This window comes from Micromonospora sp. WMMD729 (assembly GCF_049315225.1).
Taxonomy (GTDB): Bacteria; Actinomycetota; Actinomycetes; order Mycobacteriales; family Micromonosporaceae; genus Micromonospora.
Genome location: NZ_CP186059.1, coordinates 1,734,647 through 1,751,678, shown reverse-complemented (window position 1 = coordinate 1,751,678; position 17,032 = coordinate 1,734,647). Strand labels below are relative to the sequence as shown.

The following is a 17,032-nucleotide window of genomic DNA, read 5'->3' as shown; positions in this document are numbered from 1 at the left end:
GGGCCCCGGATGTCGTCCGACATCCGGGGCCTTCGCCGTTGCGCGGCTCACCCGGCGATCACCGCGGCGGGGCCCGGCGGGGCGCCGGACGACGGACGAGCAGGACCACCAGGACGACGACCGTGGCGAAGTTGACCAGGAGAAGTATCGCGCTGAGACCGTCCACGCCACCGTGCTCGTGCGGCGCGTCGGCGGGTACCGCGCCGGACGCACCGGTACCGACCGCGAAGCGGATGACGCCGCTGGTCTCCCCGCCGGCGCGGCCGATGACGTGGTAGACGACCGTGTACGTGCCGACCGCCTCGATGCGCATCGGCACGCGCAGGACGTCACCCGGCCCGGCCGTCACGGCGCCGGCGTCGACGCGCCGACCCGCGCTGTCCACCACCGAGAGGTGGGACAGCGCGGGATCGGCCTCCGCCGACAGGTCCAACCGCGCCTCGGTCGGCGCTGTCGTCAGCGCCTGCGCCTCGGCGGGTGAGCTGTCCATGAGCCGTACCGTCGGCGCGCGGCTGGTCACCGTGACGAGCCAGCCCAGGGGCAGCAGGACCAGGACGGCCGCGACGAGCAGGCGGGTCCGACGGGACACGCGCTCAGGCCGCCACGGCGGTGGGCTGCGTCTGCGTCGTCAGGCAACTGCAGTCCATCCGCTCGAGCTCCTGCTCGTTCGGGCGCAGGTGCAGGTACATCCCGATGACCATCGGCAGGAAGACGACCGAGTTGTAGAACAGGTGCAACTCGACCCGTGGGTAGACCAGTTGCAGGATGCTGGTCGGCACCGCCGCGCCGAAGAAGGTGGTGTGCAGCTGTGCCTGCAGGAGCAGCAGGAAGTGTTCGATGTGGTGCCAGAACTGGATGACCAGGGCGACGGTCCACCAGGTCCGGGCCCGGCCGACGAAGGCCGGACGCAACAGGAAGAGCCCGGCCAACATGACCAGCGCGTACCCGTAGTGCATCCACTCCGAGGTCACCAGCCAGGGCAGGAACTGCCCGAGCACGCCCCGCGCCTGCGGGCGGGCCCAGCCGAGCACCCAGATCTGGTAGGCCTGCACCAGGTGTTCGGCCCAGTGTGCGAGCGTGATCACCAGGAAGCCCGTGAGAGCTGCTCGATGATGGGCATGGTTGAGCGTACGAATCGGTGCGACCACCATTCGTCTCTCCTATTCCGGTGGGATGTGCTTCACGCGCGCCGCAGACGCAGCAGGGATGCCAGCACTCCGCACGCCCTTCACGACCGGTGAGGTGCGGCACCGCAATTGTCACGCCGTCGACGTTCGTCGTTCTTCTTCTCGTGTGCGCTGTATCGGGCACCGATTCGTCGGGCCGCGGCGTACCCGGCCCAGGCGGTGACATCGACAAGCGTGGTGTCCGCCGGGTGGTGTCGCCGGAACTCCTCGACGACCTCGGGTCCGACCCGGTAGGACGCGAACGCGGTGAGCAGCGCGAGGCGTGCCGCGGCCCGCTGCGGCGCGGCCAGCGGCGCCACCAGCTCCTCGCACCAGCGGGTGTCGAGGCCCGCGTCCTCGCCGTCCCAGCCGTCGAGTCGGGTCAGCACGAGGCTGCGGACCAGCGGGTCCAGCGATCGGTCCCCGGCAGCCTCGAACACGCGGTACGCGCGTGCCACCGCGTCCGCGACCCGGGGACTCCCGGTGGCCCAGCCGAGGTCCGACGGCGGCACCGCCGTCTCGAGCAGACGGGTGGCCCGACCGGCGGAGTGCTGGCCGCGCAAGGTGGGCCGCAGGATCCGGGCGAGTCCCTGGTTGAACCGTCGCCGCGAGCGTGGCCCGAGGCCCTGCGGCAACAGGGGGTTGGGGAGGAAGACGTTCACCACGCGGCTCAGGTAGTGGAAGCCCACCATGACCCCGACCACCTCCGCGCGCTCCACATCGGACAACCCGGGTGGCAGCGGCGGCCCGTCGACACGGTGCGCGTCGCGGGCCCACTCGACGAAGCAGCGCAGCCGGGCGTCCGCGATATCGTCGGGCCGGCCCGCGCCGATCGCCTCGGCGTCGTGTTCGCCGGAGAGGTCGAAGAGTCCGGCGACGTGCAGGTCGGCACAGTAGGGACAGGTGTTGGCCACGGAGACCGCCGCCGCGACCGCCTCCTTCACCCCACGTTCGACCGCTCCGCCGGGCAACAGCGGCTCCCGGGTCAGAGCCCAGTAGGCGGCCAGGACGTCGTCGGACGGCGAGTGCAGCAACGCCGGTGGCACGACGATCTGATATTCCTCGGCGACCTGGCGGTACACCGCCGCGACCAGTCCCCGCGCTGTCGCGGCGGGCACGACGGTGAGGTACCGGACGTGCTTCTGCGCGACCGAGGACGCGACCTTTCTCGCCACCATCTGAACCTCCCGCGTCGGATTCGCCGAACGCTCTCGCCGGGCCCCGGAACCCGCCGGTGGCGCAAGCCGCATGCTGTGTGGCCAGCGCACTGCCCGCGATCCGCTCAGGCGGCCATGCCCACCCTGTCCAACACCCCGGTACCGGCATGTTGCATCCGGCTCAGGGCGTACTTGCGGGCGTCGAGCAGAGCGAGCAGCACCGGCGGGTCCAGCGCGCTGCTGCGCCGCAGCACCACGTCGGCGGTGGCGTTCACGCCGGCGCGGACGGTGAGCGGGCCGTACGTCGCCACCGACACGGCGCGATCGGCCACGTCGGCGCCACCGGCCGACACCGACTGCGCCAGCAGATACCAGGAGCCCGAGGGGACCGAGTCGAAGTGCACCCGGCCGGGTCGTTGCAGCACGGTGCAGCGCACCGGGCGTCCCTCCGGGATCCGACCGCCGAACAGACCCACGAAGATCAACGGATCCTCGTCGTCGTCCGCGAGACGGATCTGGCAGGAGACCTGGCCGGTCGCCGAGCGCCCCGAGCGCCACTCGTGGTGCGGGTGGATGGCCTGGGTGAACCCGGCGTGCCGGCGGAACGCGGTGGGCGACATGCCGACGCTGCGGCTGAACCGCCAACTGAAGGTGCCGACGCTGTTGTACCCCACCCGGACGCTGATGTCCGCCACGTTCATCGACGTGGTGACGAGGAGATCCTTCGCCTTCTGCAGCCGCAACGCGGAGAGGAAGCGGGCCGGCGACACACCGGTCACCCGCCGAAAGAGGCGGGTGAAGTGGAATTTGCTGAACATCGCGGCACGGGCCATGTCGTCGACCGTCAGTTGTTCGCCCATTCGGTCGTGCATCGCCGCGACCGCGCGCAGCACCGCCTGTTCGGAAACGTCTTTCATCGCACTCCCCCAGGAACCGTTTCGGTGAACCATTCAACTCGTGGCAATCAGATAAGGATTACCTATCCGACAGTTGAATTCCAAGCCAAAACAGTGCAACAATTTATGCCGGATGATCTACCCGACTTATGGCAACACTATCCGACACCTCGACCGCAATCAACCCTGGCCGAGCCCGGGACGCAATCGTGGAGAAGCGGCGGGTATTGGCGCTACTGGATATGGATAGCGTGTATTACCGATGTATGCCCACCTCACGGCCGGCGCGGCCCCATCGCCCCGAGCAAACCGGCCACCATGACGCAGAGCTATTGTTGATCTCTGTTTTGGCTGCTGAGCGTATCCGACCGACGGTCACACCGGGTTGCCGACGAGAAGCCTCCCACAACCGTCCGCAGGGGCGTCGTCCGCCTGCGCCACCCGCCGTCAGACCGTCCGGCGATGCCGCGGGAGTGCCACTCAGATTGACGATGACCGACGTGTTGCGACCTCAGATCGGCGTCGCAGCCAGGGCTTTTCACGATGGACAGTTCTATTTAGGTGGAGGTCGCCACAACGGGATCGACGCGCGATGGTGATCACGTCCAACCAGCCCTAGAGCACCGACGAAGGTGATTGGTGCACGAACTTTGGTTACTATCAGTGTTTGTGCGGTAATTAAGGGTTGCCGAAGTATGTCCGGGTCTCCTAGTCTCCTATCGGACGGCGCATCCATCAGCCCCTCGTTTGCGCATCCGGCACCAGGTTCGGAAGGAGCCGATCACCCGTGCTTCTCGGTCCACACCAGCCCAGGACAACCACGACGACCTCCGCCGGCAGCGACGCCGCAACCGCCGCGATGACTCCGCGGCGCAACCACGGCTAGCCCGAGCGGTCGCGATCCACGGGCCTGACACGCTGATCACGGGGAGCCACGATGCGAATATCCGACTTGAGCAGGCAGGCCGGCGTGCCGGTCGGGACAATCAAGTTCTACCTGCGCGAACAACTCCTCCCACCGGGGGAACCGACCGGACGCAACCAGGCGCTCTACAACAAGAACCACCTGCGACGCCTTCGGCTGATCAAGATATTCACCTCCCTCGGTGAGTTCGACCTCACGTCGGTACGACGACTGCTGATCGCCGCCGAGGACGAGCACCTGCCGCCGATCGAGCTGTTCGAGGTGCTCAACCAGGTGGCGATGGCGGGTAAGGACACCGCCGCCGAGGAGGACGAGAGCCTCGAACTCGCCCGCGCCGACGCGGACCGCATCATCGAGTCGGCCGGCTGGCAGGTCCCGGCGGACGCTGCCGCCCGCTCCCACCTCACCCTCACGCTCGCCGCGATGCGACGCCTGGGCTGCGACTGCGATCCAGATTTCCTCGACGTCTACCGGGACGCGGCCGACCGGCTCGCCCGGCACGAGGTCAGCCGGATCGCGACCGACCAGACAGCCCGCATCGAGGCACTCGCGCGCAACGTCCTGCTGCACCAGGCGTTCGCGGCCATGCGCCAGCTCGGGCAGCAGCATCACCTGTCCCGCCGCTTCGGCCTTGTCCCGGCCCATCCGGGAGCGGCCGACGACGGCGACCACTCGTGACACCGACGTCGCCGACGTCCGCCCCACCCGCCGAGCCCGGACCGGACCGACGGCCCCCGCAGCCCGTCGCCGGTTCCGCCGCCCGACACGGCAGCTCCCCAGGCCCTCGAAAGACCGGGAAGGGGGCCGGCCAGCTGGCCGGCCCCCTGTCGGCGCCTGTGTCGGAGAATGGTGGCCGCCCTCGCGGGGCCGGCCCGGACGGCGCCGCTCAGGCCGGGTCGCGCGGGCAGTTCTGGTAGACCGAGAGCAGCCAGGCGTCGTCCCGCTTGACGAGGATCCAGGAGGCGCGGATGGCGTCCCCGTCGGCCAGTTCGGTACGACCGGCCGCGATCACGCCGCCCACCGTCAGCAGGGCTACCGCGCCAGGCCCGAGAGGCTTGACGTCGATCGGCGCGCCGGTGACCGTCGTGCCCGCGTAGACGCCCCGGTAGGCGTCCGCCATGTAGTCCCGGATGGCCGTGCGTCCCTTGACGTAGACGCCCGGCAGGATGAGGGTGCCGTCCTCGGCGAACAGCTCGGCGAAGGCGTCGGCGTCGTGCGCGGCCCAGGCCTTCACCATGCGGGCCGACACGGCGCCGATCGCCGCCTGGTCCGAGCCGCCCAGGACTGGAGCTTCCGTTTTCGTGGTCATCTGCTACCCGCTTCCGTCGGTCGTCGGTCGGTGGCGCCTGGTCACCATCGTGGCCGCAGCCGGGCTGTCTCGGCGTCTTCCAGCGTGCGCCGGGCGCTACCGCGCACGGACCGAGAAACGCCGCCGGACAGGCCCGCCGGGGACCGCGGGCAACGGCCCCCGCCACCCGGGGGTGTGCCCGCGTACGGATGCCCGCCGACACGGCCGGCGGGCATCCGAGGAGTGCGGGCTCGGTCAGATGAAGAACGTGTTGGGCTCCAGGCCGCACAGCACCCGGCCGTACAGCTCCATGGTGGTCGTCGGCAGGTGCAGGGCGTGCAGGGTGACCGCGCGCACGTCCCGCCGGATCCGTTGGATCGGCTCCCGGGTGTAGATGGACGAGGCCCCACAGGCGCCGGCCAGGATGTCGACCGCCTCGGCGGTCAACTGCGGCACCCGACCGGCCACCGCCCTGGCGTAGGCGCGGTCCCGGATCGTCCACGGCTCGCGCGTCAACCCGCGCTCGTCCACCAGGGTGGCGAGCCGCCGGGCGTGCCCCTCGGCCTCGTCGATCTTCAGCGAGGCGTCGGCCGCCTGCAGGTGGGTGATCGGCGCGTCCGCCTGGCGCTCGTAGTTGGTGTTGGAGATCGGCCGTTCACCGATCCGGGCGTAGAACTGCTCCTCGGCGGCGCGCGCCATGCCGATCATCTTGCCGGAGGTCGACGCCGCGACCGCCGCGACCAGCGGCGACTGGAACATCGGCAGGTCGGCGTTGCGGACCGACGCGTACTCCCCGGCGGTGAACGCGGCGATCCGCATGACGTTGGCCGAGGGCACGAACAGGTCCTCGGCGACCGCCGTGACGCTGCCGGTGCCGGAGAGCGCGGACACGTGCCAGTCGTCGACGATGCGCAGCGCGCTCATCGGCACCACGGCCATCACCGGCTCGGGCTCGCCCTCGGACGGGATGAACAGGGTGGAGAGCAGCTTCCAGCCGCTGTGCGCGGCACCGCTGTTGAAGGCCCACTGGCCGTTGACCACGATGCCGCCGTCCTTCGGAACGCCGGTGCCGTTGAGCGCCAGCGTCCCGCTGATCCTGGCGTCCGGGTCGGCGAAGATCTCGTCCTGCACCTCGTCCGGGAACAGGCCGACGTTCCAGGTGGTGATCCACCAGGCGGCGACGTCGAACGCCGCCGCGCCGTCGCCGCGCCCCAACTCGATGCCGACGTCCAACAGGGTGTGCGCGTCCGCCTCGTAACCGCCGAAGCGGGCCGCGGTACGCATCCGGAAAATGCCGGCGGCCGTCATCGCCTCGACGGTCTCGTCGGCGAGCCGCCGGTTCTCCTCCTGCCACAACGAATTCTTCCGGAGCACCGGAACAATCTCGGCCGCCCTCTTCGTCAGATCGGCTCGGTGCGACGTCTCGGTTGTCTGCACGGGGTCTCCTTCGGGTACGGCCCCATCGTGCCCCCGCGGGGAAGCGGAGGGCGCAAACGGGCGGCTGCATGAAGCGCGAAAGGGTGGTTACCGGAATTCGGTACGTCACGTTAACCCCTGCCGGCCGGCCGGAAAAGGCAAACGGGAACGTCTGCGGGAACCGCGCACTCTGAAAGAAGTACGGCCTCGGCCCGGCTCGTAGCTTTATGGTGACCAATTGACGAACGGCATCACGAATGGTGGACGCTATGAGTGCGTGGTCCGAACGCAAGGTGCTCGTGGTCGGTGCGAGCCGTGGCCTCGGCCGAGGGGTGACCGAGGCCTTCCTCGCCGCCGGCGCGACGGTGACCGCGCTGTCGCGGGACACGACGCCGCTGGTCGGGCTGACCGACCGGCCCGGCACCCTGCGTCTGGTCGACGCGGACGCCACCGACCCGGCCAGCCTCGACGTGCTGCGCCGCGAGTCACCGGACGTCCTCGCCCTGATGGCCGGCGCGGCACCCGAGCTGCGCCCGCTCACCGAGCAGACCTGGGACACCTTCTCCACCCCGTGGAACACCGACGTCCGCATCGCGTTCCTCTGGCTGCGCGAGGTGTTGCGGCTGCCCCTGACACCCGGCAGCAGGGTGATCGTGACCAGCAGCGGCGCGGCGCTGCGCGGTTCCGTGCTCAGCGGCGGCTACGCCGGCGGCAAGGCGACCGTGCGGTTCCTCGCCGACTACGCGGCCCAGGAGGCCGTACGCGCCGGACTGGACATCACGTTCCGCACGGTGCTGCCGCAGCTCACCCCGGAGACCGGCCTCGGTCGGGCAGCCGTCGAGGCGTACGCCGGGCGGGCCGGTGTCACGGCCGAGACGTTCGTGGCGCCGATGCGTCCGCTGCTGACACCGGCGACGGCCGGTACGGCCTTCCTGCGGCTCGGCGGCGAGGCGGAACCCGCCAGCGACGTGCACCTGCTCTCCGGCGCCGGTCTGACGCCGCTGCCCTGAGTCGCCCTCGGCGCGCGCCGCAGCGGGCACCGTCAACGTCCGCATGGCGGTGGCCACCCTCGTGGTGGCCACCGCCATGTCTGTCGGCACCGGCTCAGGCGGCCGCGGGGACCGCGGCGGTGAGGTACATCGGCACCCGGTCGTAGCCGTTCATGATGAACGTGCCCTGCGGCGGCAACTCCTCGCGCGGCACGGCCAGGGTCAGGTCGGGGAACCGCTCGAAGAGGGCCGGCAGGGCCACCATCGACTGCATCGTGGCCAGCGGACGGCCCAGGCAGTAGTGCTCGCCGTGCCCGAACGACAGGTTCGTCTTGTCGGGGCGGGTGATGTCGAAGTCGTTCGCGGTGTCGCCGTGCAGCGCCGGGTCCCGGCCGATCCCGGCGTACGCGATCAGCACCAGATCGCCCTTGGCGATCGTGACGCCGCCGACGTGGATGTCCTCCTTGGCGTACCGGAAGGGCAGTTGGGCGACGGCCGCGTCCTTGCGGACCGCCTCGTCGAAGGCATCCATCCAGGTGTACTGGCCGGAACGGATCAGCTCCAACTGGTCGCGGTGGGTGCTCAGGTCGATGATGCAGTGCGCCAGCACGTTGCTCAGCGTCTCCGAGCCGGCGCCGAGCAGGACGTGCAGGCTGCCGATCAGCTCCTCGTTGGAGAGCGTCTCGCCGTCCTCGTTCGCGGCGATCAGCACGCTGGTGAGGTCGTCCCCCGGGTCCTGCCGACGGCGGGCGGCGAGCTTGGACATGGCGTCGTGCCACTGGTCGAGGTTCGCGGCGGCCATCTCGCCGGTGTGGTTGGTCAGGCTGTTCTGCTTGGTGCCCTTGAGCGCCTCCTCCCGCACCTCCTCGGGAACGCCGAAGAGGTCGCAGATGAGGGTGGCGGTCAGCGCGTACGTGAACTGGCCCTTGATGTCGACCGTCTCACCCGGTCGGGTGTTGGCCTCCATCTCGTCCAGCAGCCGCTGCACGATCGCCTCGACCCGCGGTCGGGCCTTCTCGACCTCCCGCGGCGTGAAGGCGTGCGAGACGAGTTTGCGCAGCCGGTCGTGGTCCGCGCCGTCGCGGACGGTGAGGTTGTCCATCGCCACCCAGGTGATCAGCTCCCAGTCGTGCGGCACCTCGCCGCGTACGAACGGGGGCCAGTCCTGCTTGGCGTTCTTGGAGAGTTGGTTGCCGGACAGGAGTTGCTTGCCGATGTCGTACGACGTGACGCACCAGGCGTGGTAGCCGCCGAGAACCTCGACGAGGGTGACCGGGCCCTCGGCGCGGATCCGGGCCGCTTCGGCATGAATGTCACGTCCCTCGGGATCGAGCATGATCGGGCATTTACCCATCGCGGGCCTCCATGGTTCGGGTGCACGGCACCGGGCCGTATCCGGTGGCGCGAAGAGCGGTATCTGCCGCCGAAACTAATGACCGCGCCGACCGCATATTTCTTCTCGAATGCCGAGCGGGCGAGTCCACTCCACGCGTGCCCTTATTGGACCGGCACCGCAATTTCGAAGAGGTTTTGCAACTCCACCGCGGGCATCCTCTACTCGATAACGCGTCGACGTCGAGGAGATGGTCATGGCTCGATTCAAGGTCGGGGTGCTGTTCACGCCCCAGCACTGCCGGATGGCCCAACTGCGCGAGAGTTGGCGCGCGGCGGACGAACTCGGTGTGGACAGCATCTGGACCTGGGACCACTTCTACCCGCTGTACGGCGACCCGGACGGCGCGCACTACGAGTGCTGGACGACGCTGGCCGCGCTGGCCGCCGACACCCGTCGGGCCCGGTTCGGCTCGCTGGTGACCTGCAACAGTTACCGCAACCCACACCTGCTCGCGGCGATGGCGGGCACGGTCGACCAGATCAGCGACGGTCGCGTGATCCTGGGCCTGGGCGCGGGTTGGTTCGAGCGGGACTACACCGAGTTCGGCTACCGGTTCGGCAGTGCCGGCGAACGGCTGCGGGCTCTGGAGGACGGGGTCCGGACCGTACGGTCCCGCCTCGCCGCGCTGGTTCCGTCAGCGTCACGGGTGCCGCTGCTGATCGGTGGTGGCGGGGAGAAGGTGACCCTGCGCATCGTGGCCCGGTACGCGGACATGTGGAACGACTTCGGTTCGGCCGAGCGCTTCGCGCACAAGAGCGCCGTCCTCGACCGCTGGTGCGCCGAGCAGGGCCGCGACCCCGCCGAGATCGAGCGCACCACAATGATCCAGAAGGCGGAGGTGGACGAGGTGGACGCCTACCTCAAGGCCGGCGCGACCCACGTCATCCTCAGCCTGGACACCCCGTTCGACCTCGAACCCCTGGACCGTCTGCTCAGCCACGCCGGCGACTGACCTCGGCCCGATGTCGGGGACGAGATTTTCGGCGTGGCTGTCGATCTACCGCCGGCGCGGCCCGTCGTAATGTAGAGGCCACCACGAGGGGGCCGGCACACGGACGGGACTTGAGCCATGGCCAAGTACATGATTCTGATCTACGGCGACGCCCAGCAGTGGGACGCGATGACCGACGAGCAGTGGAAGGCGCACGACGCCGCGCACGCGGCGTTCGCCGAGAAGGCCGGGACGCAGATCATCGACGGGCAGCAGTTGGAGATGTCGCCCACGGCCACCACGCTGCGCTCGGACTCGATGGGCCAGATCAAGACGACCGACGGGCCGTTCCTGGAGACCAAGGAGGCGCTCGGCGGCTACTACCTCATCGAGGCCACCGACCTGGATGACGTCCTGTCGTTGGCGGCGCTGCTCCCCGAGGTGCGCGCGTCGCACAGCGGTGTGGAGATCCGCCCGGTGGTCGACCACGGTTGACGTGACCGACCCACGGACGAAGGACGAGGTCGTCGCGGCGGTCGCCCAGGCGCACCGCCGCGACTGGGCCCAGGTGTTCAGCACCACGGCCCACCTGACCCGCGACCTCGATCTGGCCGAGGAGTGCACACAGGACGCGTTCGCGCAGGCCCTGGAGACCTGGACGCAGACCGGCATCCCGGACCGGCCGGGCGCCTGGTTGACCACCATCGCGCGCAACCGGGCCCGTGACGTCCTGCGCCGCGAGTCGGTGTTCCGTCGCAAGATGCCCCTGCTGGTGGCCGACGAGACCACGCCGGGGCCGGAGGACGGCCTGGTCGACGACCGTCTGCGCCTCATCTTCACCTGCTCGCACCCGGCCCTGGCCCGGGAGGCCCAGGTCGCCCTGACGCTGCGCCTGGTGTGCGGGCTGTCCACGCCCGAGGTGGCCCGCGCGTTCCTCGTGCAGCCGGCCACCATGGCGGCCCGCATCACCCGGGCCAAGAAGAAGATCGCCGCGGCCCGCATCCCGTACCGGGTGCCAGGCCCGGACCAGCTCGAGGAACGGGTGAGCGCCGTCCTGGAGGTCGTCCATCTGATCTTCACCACCGGTCACACGGCGCCGCTCGGCGCCCAACTGGTCCGCCACGACCTGGTGGACAGCGCGGTGGGGCTGGCCCGCATGCTGCACCTGCTGATGCCGACCAACGCCGAGATCAGCGCACTGCTCGCGTTGCTCCTGCTCAACGTCGCCCGCCAGGACACCCGCAGATCCGCGGACGGGCGGCTGGTGCTGCTGTCCGAGCAGGACCGCTCGCGCTGGGACCGGCAACTCATCGCCGAGGGCCGCGCTCTGGTCGCCGACGCGCTGCGTCGCCGGCCCCCGACCCGGTACGCGCTGGAGGCGGCGATAGCCGCCCTGCACGCCGAGGCGCCGACCTGGCAGGACACCGACTGGACCCAGATCGTCGCGCTCTACGACACGCTGTTCCGGATCTGGCCCTCCCCCGTGGTCGACCTCAACCGGGCCGTCGCGATCGGGCTGCGCGACGGTCCCCGGGCCGGCCTCGACGCGCTGAACCCACTGCTCGCCGATCCGTCCCTCGCCACGTACGGGTACCTCAGCGCCGCCCGGGCCGACTTCCTGCGCCAGTTGGGGCAGTGGCCGCAGGCCCGGACGGCCTACGAGGAGGCGTTGACCCTCACCGACAACGACGTCGAACGTGCGTTTCTCACTGAGCGGCTGACCGAAGTGCAGCGGCATCTGTGAGCGCCAGCACCTCGCGGACGGTCTCGTAGAACCCCTCGACCCCGTGGCCGGCGCGGCGGTTGGCGCAGTCGTCGGCGTACTGGTCGCTCATGGTCTGCCCGCCGCTCTCCAGCATGGCGATCTGGCTCGCGTACGCGCTGACCGCCCGCAGCTTGCGGGCCCAGTCGTCGTCGCTGACGGCGACGGCCACCGGTTCCGACACGCGCACGCCCGCCGGTAACGCCGGCATGACGTTGACCCCCGGCCACGCGAGGTACGGGAAGTCGTCCCAGAGCGACAGGGGCGAGCCGGTCCGGGCCACCGCGGCGAGGACGGCGTCGCGGGTGCGGCGGTGGTCGACGTGGTTGCCGACCGCCGCGCAGGTGACCACCCGATCGGCGGAGTACGCGCCGATCACCCGCTCGATGTCGGCGGCGATGTCGGCGACCAGGTCGTCCTCGTCGTCGGCGTGGTGGTCCATCGGGTTCTCGTCGTCGATGACCCAGCCGCCGTCCGGGTAACGGCGGTAGATCGCGTCGAGGAACGGGCCGCACAGGTACGGCGGCTCGACGCCGAGCGTGGAGAGGGCCGCGACGTTCTCGTCGCGCCGCGCCGCCACCGGGTCGCCGACGATCGCCCACTGGTCGTGGAACGTGGTCGCGACCGGCGAGTACGGCGGGACGGGGCTTGCGGCGAAGACCGTGTAGACGACGACGCGTTCACCGGCGTCGACCAGTTGGGCGAGGTGCCCGCCGTAGGACAGCACCGCGTCGTCGAGATGCGGTGACACCACCAGGGTCGTCATGCGGCTCTCCCTTCCGATTGGATTTCCTGCGGATCCGCCGACCGGGGGGCCGGGCCGGCGTACGAGATGGTCCGGTGGCCGACTCGCGCGGCCTCGGCCAGGATCTGCGGGCCCCAGCTGTCCCACAGCCCGGCCATCCGGGAGGTGACGACGACGGTTCCGGCGCTGCCGTCGGCCAACATGGTGCGCAGGCCGATGGCGTGGTAGCCGCTGTGGTCCCCCGAACGCACCGCGCGGTCGAGAAGTTCCTCGTCGAAGTCGACGAGGGTCGCGCGGGTCAGCGTGGCGGGCAGCTCACCGCCGCACCCGATGACGGTGACCGTCTCGCCGTCGGGCAGGTCGGCCAGGGCGGCGGCGATCTCGTCGCGGACGTCGACGTCACGCGCCCGCTGCTGCCAGTCGAGGAGTTCCAGGTACATCGGTTCCCACTGCCAGAACTGGCCTGTCTCCACCATCACGGTCAGGCCCATCTCGACCACGGGTACGGGGAACTTGGCGAGGAACATCCGCATGTTCGCGAACAACTCGTCGAAGTTGGCCTTGTGGTCGCGGTCGTGCGGGGCCACCACCGCCCACGCGTCCGGCGCGAGTGCGATCGTGAGGCCGGCCTGGTGCAGCCGGTACCCCAGCTCCATGTCCTCCCCGCCCCAGCCCTCGAACCGCTCCTCGAAGGCGCCGAGGCGACGGAAGTCGTCGGTACGGATCGAGCAGTTCCCGGTCCAGAATGCCTTCCAGGGAATCGTCCGCCTGCTCAGGTCCATCTGACAGCCGACGAAGTAGGGCTGCCGGACGTCCTGGAACTCGGGGAGATGGCGGTAGCGCTCCACCACGCCCTCGGGCGGTAGTTGCGCGAGGAGTTCGTCCACGCCCAGCATCGGCACCTCCGGGTTGTAGCCGTAGCTGGGCCCGATCACCGCCCGCCGCTCGTCACCGCTGTGCGCGGCCAGGTGCGCGGCGAGGAAGTCCGGCCCCACCATCGACCCGGTGTCGAGGATGACCAGCAGCGCGCCGACCGCCGTCCGGGCCGCGCCGTTGCGGGCGGAGGCGACCCGGAAACCCCGGTCCTCCTGGAAGACGTACCCGATGTGCAGCACGTCGGCGAAGGACCGCACCACTGCGGCGGTGTGGTCGGTCGAGCCGTCGTCACCGACGATCACTTCGAAGTCGTCTCGGGGAATCGTCTGCCGGGCGAGCTGGCGCAGCGTCTCGGCGAGCAGGTCGGCTGAGTTGTAGGTGGCGATGATGACGGATACCCGCCGCCGATGGCCCATGGTTCTCCTTCGAATGGTCGGGGACTACGGGTTCAGGAGGTCGCCGGGGCGGCGTACGAGACGGTCCGCCGGCCGATCCGGTCGGCCTCGGCCAGGATCTCGGCGCTCCAGGTGGCCCAGAGGCCGGTCATCCGGGAGGTGATGACGACCGTGTCGACGCTGTCGTCGGCGAGCAGCGTGTGCAGCCCGACCGCGTGGTAGCCGCTGTGGTCACCGGAGCGCACGGCGCGGGCGAGCAGTTCCTCGTCGAAGTCGACCAGGACCGCGCCGGCCATCGTCGTGGGCACGTCGGCACCGCACCCGATGACGGCGACCGACTCGTCGGCCGGTACGTCCACCAGGGCCTTGGCGATCTCGTCGCGGACGCTGAGGTCGCGGACCCGCTGCTGCCAGTCGAGAAGCTCGGCGTACGTCCGCTCCCAGCCCCAGAAGTCGCCCTTGTCGAGCATCACGCCCAGGCCCAGCTCGACCACCGGTTCCGGGAACTTGGCGAGGAACATCCGCATGTTCGCGAACAGGGCCTCCAGGTTGGCCTCGGGGTCGCGGTCGTGCGGGGCCACCACGACCCACGCCTCCGGCGCGACGTGCAGGGTCAGGCCGGCGCGCAGCAACCGCAGCGCCAGCTCCATGTCCTCGCCGCCCCAGCCCTGGAACTTCTCCTCGAAGCCGCCCACCCGGCGGAAGTCGTCCGTCCGCACCGACGAGTTCAAGGTCCAGAACGCCTGCCAGGCAACCCGTCGCCGGCTCAGGTCCAGCTCACAGTCGGCGAAGTAGGACTGGCGGACGTCCTGGAAGTCGGGCATGTCGCGGAACCGCTCGACGGCCGTCTCGGGCAGCATCTGCGCGAGCAGTTCCTGCACCTCCTGCTTCGGCTCGTCGGGGGTGTAGCCGTAGCTGAGGCCCATGACCGCCCGTCGTCCGTCGCCGCCCGCGTGGGCGGCCAGGTGCGCGGTGAGGAAGTCCGGGCCGACCATCGACCCGGTGTCGAGCGTGACCAGCAGCGCGCCGGCGGCCAGCCGGGCGGCGGCGTTGCGCGCGGCGGCGGCCCGGAAACCCCGGTCCTCCTGAAAGACGTACTTGACCTGGAGGGTGTCGGCGAAGGACCGCACCACCTCCGTCGTGTGGTCGCTCGACCCGTCGTCCCCGACGATCACCTCGAACTCGTCGGTCGGCAGGGTCTGCCGGGCGAGGTGTCGCAGCGTCTCCGCCAGCAGGTCGGCCTGGTTGTAGGTCGCGATGATGACGGATACCCGGATCCGGTGGCCCATGTCTCTCTCCCTCGCGTGATCGTGTCAGCGGTACGCCTTGGCCTGGATGGCGAACATCTCGGCGTAGGAGCCGCCGGCGCGCATCAGGGTGTCGTGGTCCCCCACCTCGAGCAGTTGCCCGTCACCGACCACGATGATCTTGTCGGCCATCCGGGCCGTGGAGAAGCGGTGCGACACCAGCACGGTGACCGCGCCGGTCTGCGCGCTGGTCCGTCTCGCGTGCTCCGCGTAGCGTTCGAACAGCTCGTGCTCGGCCTGCGGGTCAAGGGCGGACGTGGGCTCGTCGAGCAGCAGCAGCATCGGGTTGTCCCGCATCAGCGCCCGGCCCAGCGCGAGCTTCTGCCACTGCCCGCCGGACAACTCGGCCCCATCGGTGTACGACGTGCCGAGCTGGGTGGGCAACCCCTCCGGCAGGGCGCGCAGGACGTCGGTGGAGTGCGCCTTCACCAGGGCGTCGTGCACGGCGTCCTGGTCCGACACCCGCGCCACGTCCCCGACGCCGACCGCTTCCAGCGCCCGGAACTCGTACCGCACGAAGTCCTGGAAGCCGGCGGCCATCCGCTCGCGCCACCGCTCGACGGGCAGCCGTCGCAGGTCGACGCCGTCGACGAGGATCCGGCCGGCGGTGGGCTGGTAGAAGCCGCAGAGCAGCTTGACCAGCGTCGTCTTGCCGGCGCCGTTCTCACCGACGATCGCCACGGTGCTGCCGGCCGGCAGGGTCAGGTTGACGTCGCGCAGCGTCGGCCGCTCGGCGTTCGGGTAGCTGAAGCTCACGTTCTCGAAGGCGATCCCGGTGACCAGCCGGTCCGGGACGGGCTCGTCGGAGACCTGCCCCGCGCCGCCGACCGCGTCGCGCAGCCGGTCCAGCCGGACGTAGGTGTTGGCGAGCCGTTGCAGTTGCTGCAACTGGGTCACCGCGCCGGTCACCTGCTGGTTGACCTGGGTGGCCAGCACGATCACCAGGACCACCTCGCCGACGCTCTGCTGCCCGGCGATGGCGTTGCGGACGACCAGCAACACCGCCCCGACGTACGCGAGGCCGAAGACGACCTGACCCGCCGCGCGGAGCGCCATCGCCCTGAGGTGCGCGCCGTGCAGGCCACGGGTGGCGGTCCGCCAGAGGCTCGCGTACCTCCGCCGTAGCTCCTTCTCGACGCCGAAAACCCGCAGCTCACCGGCGTAGCGGGCGGTGGTCGTGGCGTGCAGGAGGTTGAGCGCGACGCGGGTCGGCTCGGCGATCGTCGTCTTGGCCCGTTCCAGGGCGCTCTCCGCCAGGCGGCCGGTGATCAGCGGTACGGCCGCGGCCACCGGGAGCAGCAGCAGGTACGGACTCTGCAGGGCCAGGATCACCGCGCCCAGGACCACGGCCAGCACCATGGTCGCCGCCTCGAACAGCGACTGCATGCTGCTGCGGAACTGCCCGCTGGCCTGGACCAGGACGGTCAACTCGTCGGCCTGCTCCGGGCGTTCGTGATGGCCGACCTCGGCGGAGCCGTTCGAGACGGCCAGCAACTCGCGGTGCAGGTCCAGTTCGATCAGCTCGGACAGCTCGAAGTAAGCGATCATGGCGAACTGACCGGAGGACTGCGCCAGGATGGCGAGCAGGGCGACCACCGCGCCCAGCACGCCGGCCTCGGTGGTCCGGCCGCCGATGACCGCGTCGGTCATCGCGCCGAGCGCGACGGCGAGCAGCGCGGCGGACGCGGCCAGGGACAGCATGAGCAGCGAGGCGACGACCGTCTTGCGCGCGTCGATGCGCCACGCCGCGGACAGCAGCCGGCCGATGCCGGCGAACATGACC

16 protein-coding genes are annotated in these 17,032 nt (G+C 70.3%); 5 read left to right on the top strand and 11 right to left on the bottom strand.

All coding sequences use genetic code 11. From position 1 onward, the window contains the following. Nucleotides 1-58: 58 nt before the first annotated feature. From ACN263_RS08100 to ACN263_RS08085, 4 genes are all read right to left on the bottom strand, one after another. Nucleotides 59-589 (bottom strand): copper resistance CopC family protein, encoded by a 531-nt coding sequence (locus ACN263_RS08100; RefSeq protein WP_422739187.1) that lies wholly within the window; start codon nt 587-589, stop codon nt 59-61. A 4-nt stretch (nt 590-593) separates the two neighbouring features. Continuing rightward, nucleotides 594-1,151, bottom strand: coding sequence for a hypothetical protein (locus ACN263_RS08095; RefSeq protein ID WP_422739186.1), 558 nt, complete (start codon nt 1,149-1,151; stop codon nt 594-596). 77 nt (nt 1,152-1,228) lie between these two features. Continuing rightward, entirely contained in the window at nt 1,229-2,344 is a 1,116-nt protein-coding gene (locus ACN263_RS08090; protein WP_422739185.1) for a carboxymuconolactone decarboxylase family protein, read from the bottom strand. Between the two features lie 104 nt (nt 2,345-2,448). After that, nucleotides 2,449-3,240 carry a helix-turn-helix domain-containing protein gene (locus ACN263_RS08085; protein WP_422739184.1) on the bottom strand — a complete coding sequence of 264 codons (792 nt, stop codon included), beginning with the start codon at nt 3,238-3,240 and terminating at the stop codon, nt 2,449-2,451. 916 nt (nt 3,241-4,156) lie between these two features. Here ACN263_RS08085 and ACN263_RS08080 point away from each other — a divergent pair. Next, nucleotides 4,157-4,822 carry a MerR family transcriptional regulator gene (locus ACN263_RS08080; RefSeq protein ID WP_422739183.1) on the top strand — a complete coding sequence of 222 codons (666 nt, stop codon included), beginning with the start codon at nt 4,157-4,159 and terminating at the stop codon, nt 4,820-4,822. Between the two features lie 208 nt (nt 4,823-5,030). Here ACN263_RS08080 and ACN263_RS08075 read toward each other — a convergent pair whose 3' ends face one another. After that, the gene (locus ACN263_RS08075) at nt 5,031-5,453 is read right to left on the bottom strand and encodes an SgcJ/EcaC family oxidoreductase (RefSeq protein ID WP_422739182.1); all 423 of its coding nucleotides are present in this window, start codon (nt 5,451-5,453) and stop codon (nt 5,031-5,033) included. 234 nt (nt 5,454-5,687) lie between these two features. Further along, complete coding sequence (locus tag ACN263_RS08070) at nt 5,688-6,869, bottom strand: acyl-CoA dehydrogenase (RefSeq protein ID WP_422739181.1); 1,182 nt, start codon at nt 6,867-6,869, stop codon at nt 5,688-5,690. 248 nt (nt 6,870-7,117) lie between these two features. Between ACN263_RS08070 and ACN263_RS08065 the strand changes: the two genes are divergently transcribed. Beyond that, nucleotides 7,118-7,858 carry an SDR family NAD(P)-dependent oxidoreductase gene (locus tag ACN263_RS08065; protein ID WP_422739180.1) on the top strand — a complete coding sequence of 247 codons (741 nt, stop codon included), beginning with the start codon at nt 7,118-7,120 and terminating at the stop codon, nt 7,856-7,858. A 94-nt stretch (nt 7,859-7,952) separates the two neighbouring features. On the opposite strand, the gene ACN263_RS08060 is transcribed toward ACN263_RS08065, so the two are convergent. After that, on the bottom strand, nt 7,953-9,191 hold the full coding sequence (locus ACN263_RS08060; RefSeq protein WP_422739179.1) for a cytochrome P450 family protein: 1,239 nt from the start codon (nt 9,189-9,191) through the stop codon (nt 7,953-7,955). A 235-nt stretch (nt 9,192-9,426) separates the two neighbouring features. On the opposite strand from ACN263_RS08060, the gene ACN263_RS08055 reads away from it, so the two are divergent. The 3 genes from ACN263_RS08055 to ACN263_RS08045 all read left to right on the top strand — a co-directional run bounded on the left by ACN263_RS08055 (nt 9,427) and on the right by ACN263_RS08045 (nt 11,908). Further along, nucleotides 9,427-10,185 carry an LLM class F420-dependent oxidoreductase gene (locus ACN263_RS08055; RefSeq protein ID WP_422739178.1) on the top strand — a complete coding sequence of 253 codons (759 nt, stop codon included), beginning with the start codon at nt 9,427-9,429 and terminating at the stop codon, nt 10,183-10,185. 117 nt (nt 10,186-10,302) lie between these two features. Next, nucleotides 10,303-10,659, top strand: a complete 357-nt coding sequence (locus ACN263_RS08050; protein ID WP_422739177.1) for a YciI family protein — start codon at nt 10,303-10,305, stop codon at nt 10,657-10,659. A 73-nt stretch (nt 10,660-10,732) separates the two neighbouring features. After that, nucleotides 10,733-11,908, top strand: a complete 1,176-nt coding sequence (locus tag ACN263_RS08045; protein ID WP_422740632.1) for an RNA polymerase sigma factor — start codon at nt 10,733-10,735, stop codon at nt 11,906-11,908. On the opposite strand, the gene ACN263_RS08040 is transcribed toward ACN263_RS08045, so the two are convergent. From ACN263_RS08040 to ACN263_RS08025, 4 genes are read right to left on the bottom strand one after another with little or no spacing between them, the layout of a single operon-like run. Then, nucleotides 11,871-12,692 carry a PIG-L deacetylase family protein gene (locus ACN263_RS08040; RefSeq protein WP_422739176.1) on the bottom strand — a complete coding sequence of 274 codons (822 nt, stop codon included), beginning with the start codon at nt 12,690-12,692 and terminating at the stop codon, nt 11,871-11,873. The two genes, ACN263_RS08045 and ACN263_RS08040, sit on opposite strands and share 38 nt — an antisense overlap. After that, nucleotides 12,689-13,963, bottom strand: a complete 1,275-nt coding sequence (locus ACN263_RS08035; RefSeq protein WP_422739175.1) for a glycosyltransferase — start codon at nt 13,961-13,963, stop codon at nt 12,689-12,691. The genes ACN263_RS08040 and ACN263_RS08035 overlap by 4 nt, the downstream gene beginning before the upstream one ends. Nucleotides 13,964-13,995: 32 nt before the next feature. Further along, complete coding sequence (locus tag ACN263_RS08030) at nt 13,996-15,231, bottom strand: glycosyltransferase (protein ID WP_422739174.1); 1,236 nt, start codon at nt 15,229-15,231, stop codon at nt 13,996-13,998. Nucleotides 15,232-15,255: 24 nt separating this feature from the next. Beyond that, a complete protein-coding gene (locus ACN263_RS08025) occupies nt 15,256-17,028 on the bottom strand; it encodes an ABC transporter ATP-binding protein (protein WP_422740631.1) in 1,773 nt (590 codons plus the stop codon). Nucleotides 17,029-17,032: the final 4 nt, after the last annotated feature.

What these genes read in the sequence shown, in the direction of transcription:
- ACN263_RS08095 (WP_422739186.1), bottom strand. Translation starts at nt 1,151, where the DNA reads ATGGTGGTCGCACCGATTCGTACGCTCAACCATGCCCATCATCGAGCA.
- ACN263_RS08090 (WP_422739185.1), bottom strand. Translation starts at nt 2,344, where the DNA reads ATGGTGGCGAGAAAGGTCGCGTCCTCGGTCGCGCAGAAGCACGTCCGG.
- ACN263_RS08085 (WP_422739184.1), bottom strand. Translation starts at nt 3,240, where the DNA reads ATGAAAGACGTTTCCGAACAGGCGGTGCTGCGCGCGGTCGCGGCGATG.
- ACN263_RS08080 (WP_422739183.1), top strand. Translation starts at nt 4,157, where the DNA reads ATGCGAATATCCGACTTGAGCAGGCAGGCCGGCGTGCCGGTCGGGACA.
- ACN263_RS08075 (WP_422739182.1), bottom strand. Translation starts at nt 5,453, where the DNA reads ATGACCACGAAAACGGAAGCTCCAGTCCTGGGCGGCTCGGACCAGGCG.
- ACN263_RS08065 (WP_422739180.1), top strand. Translation starts at nt 7,118, where the DNA reads ATGAGTGCGTGGTCCGAACGCAAGGTGCTCGTGGTCGGTGCGAGCCGT.
- ACN263_RS08060 (WP_422739179.1), bottom strand. Translation starts at nt 9,191, where the DNA reads ATGGGTAAATGCCCGATCATGCTCGATCCCGAGGGACGTGACATTCAT.
- ACN263_RS08055 (WP_422739178.1), top strand. Translation starts at nt 9,427, where the DNA reads ATGGCTCGATTCAAGGTCGGGGTGCTGTTCACGCCCCAGCACTGCCGG.
- ACN263_RS08050 (WP_422739177.1), top strand. Translation starts at nt 10,303, where the DNA reads ATGGCCAAGTACATGATTCTGATCTACGGCGACGCCCAGCAGTGGGAC.
- ACN263_RS08040 (WP_422739176.1), bottom strand. Translation starts at nt 12,692, where the DNA reads ATGACGACCCTGGTGGTGTCACCGCATCTCGACGACGCGGTGCTGTCC.
- ACN263_RS08035 (WP_422739175.1), bottom strand. Translation starts at nt 13,963, where the DNA reads ATGGGCCATCGGCGGCGGGTATCCGTCATCATCGCCACCTACAACTCA.
- ACN263_RS08030 (WP_422739174.1), bottom strand. Translation starts at nt 15,231, where the DNA reads ATGGGCCACCGGATCCGGGTATCCGTCATCATCGCGACCTACAACCAG.
- ACN263_RS08025 (WP_422740631.1), bottom strand. Translation starts at nt 17,028, where the DNA reads ATGTTCGCCGGCATCGGCCGGCTGCTGTCCGCGGCGTGGCGCATCGAC.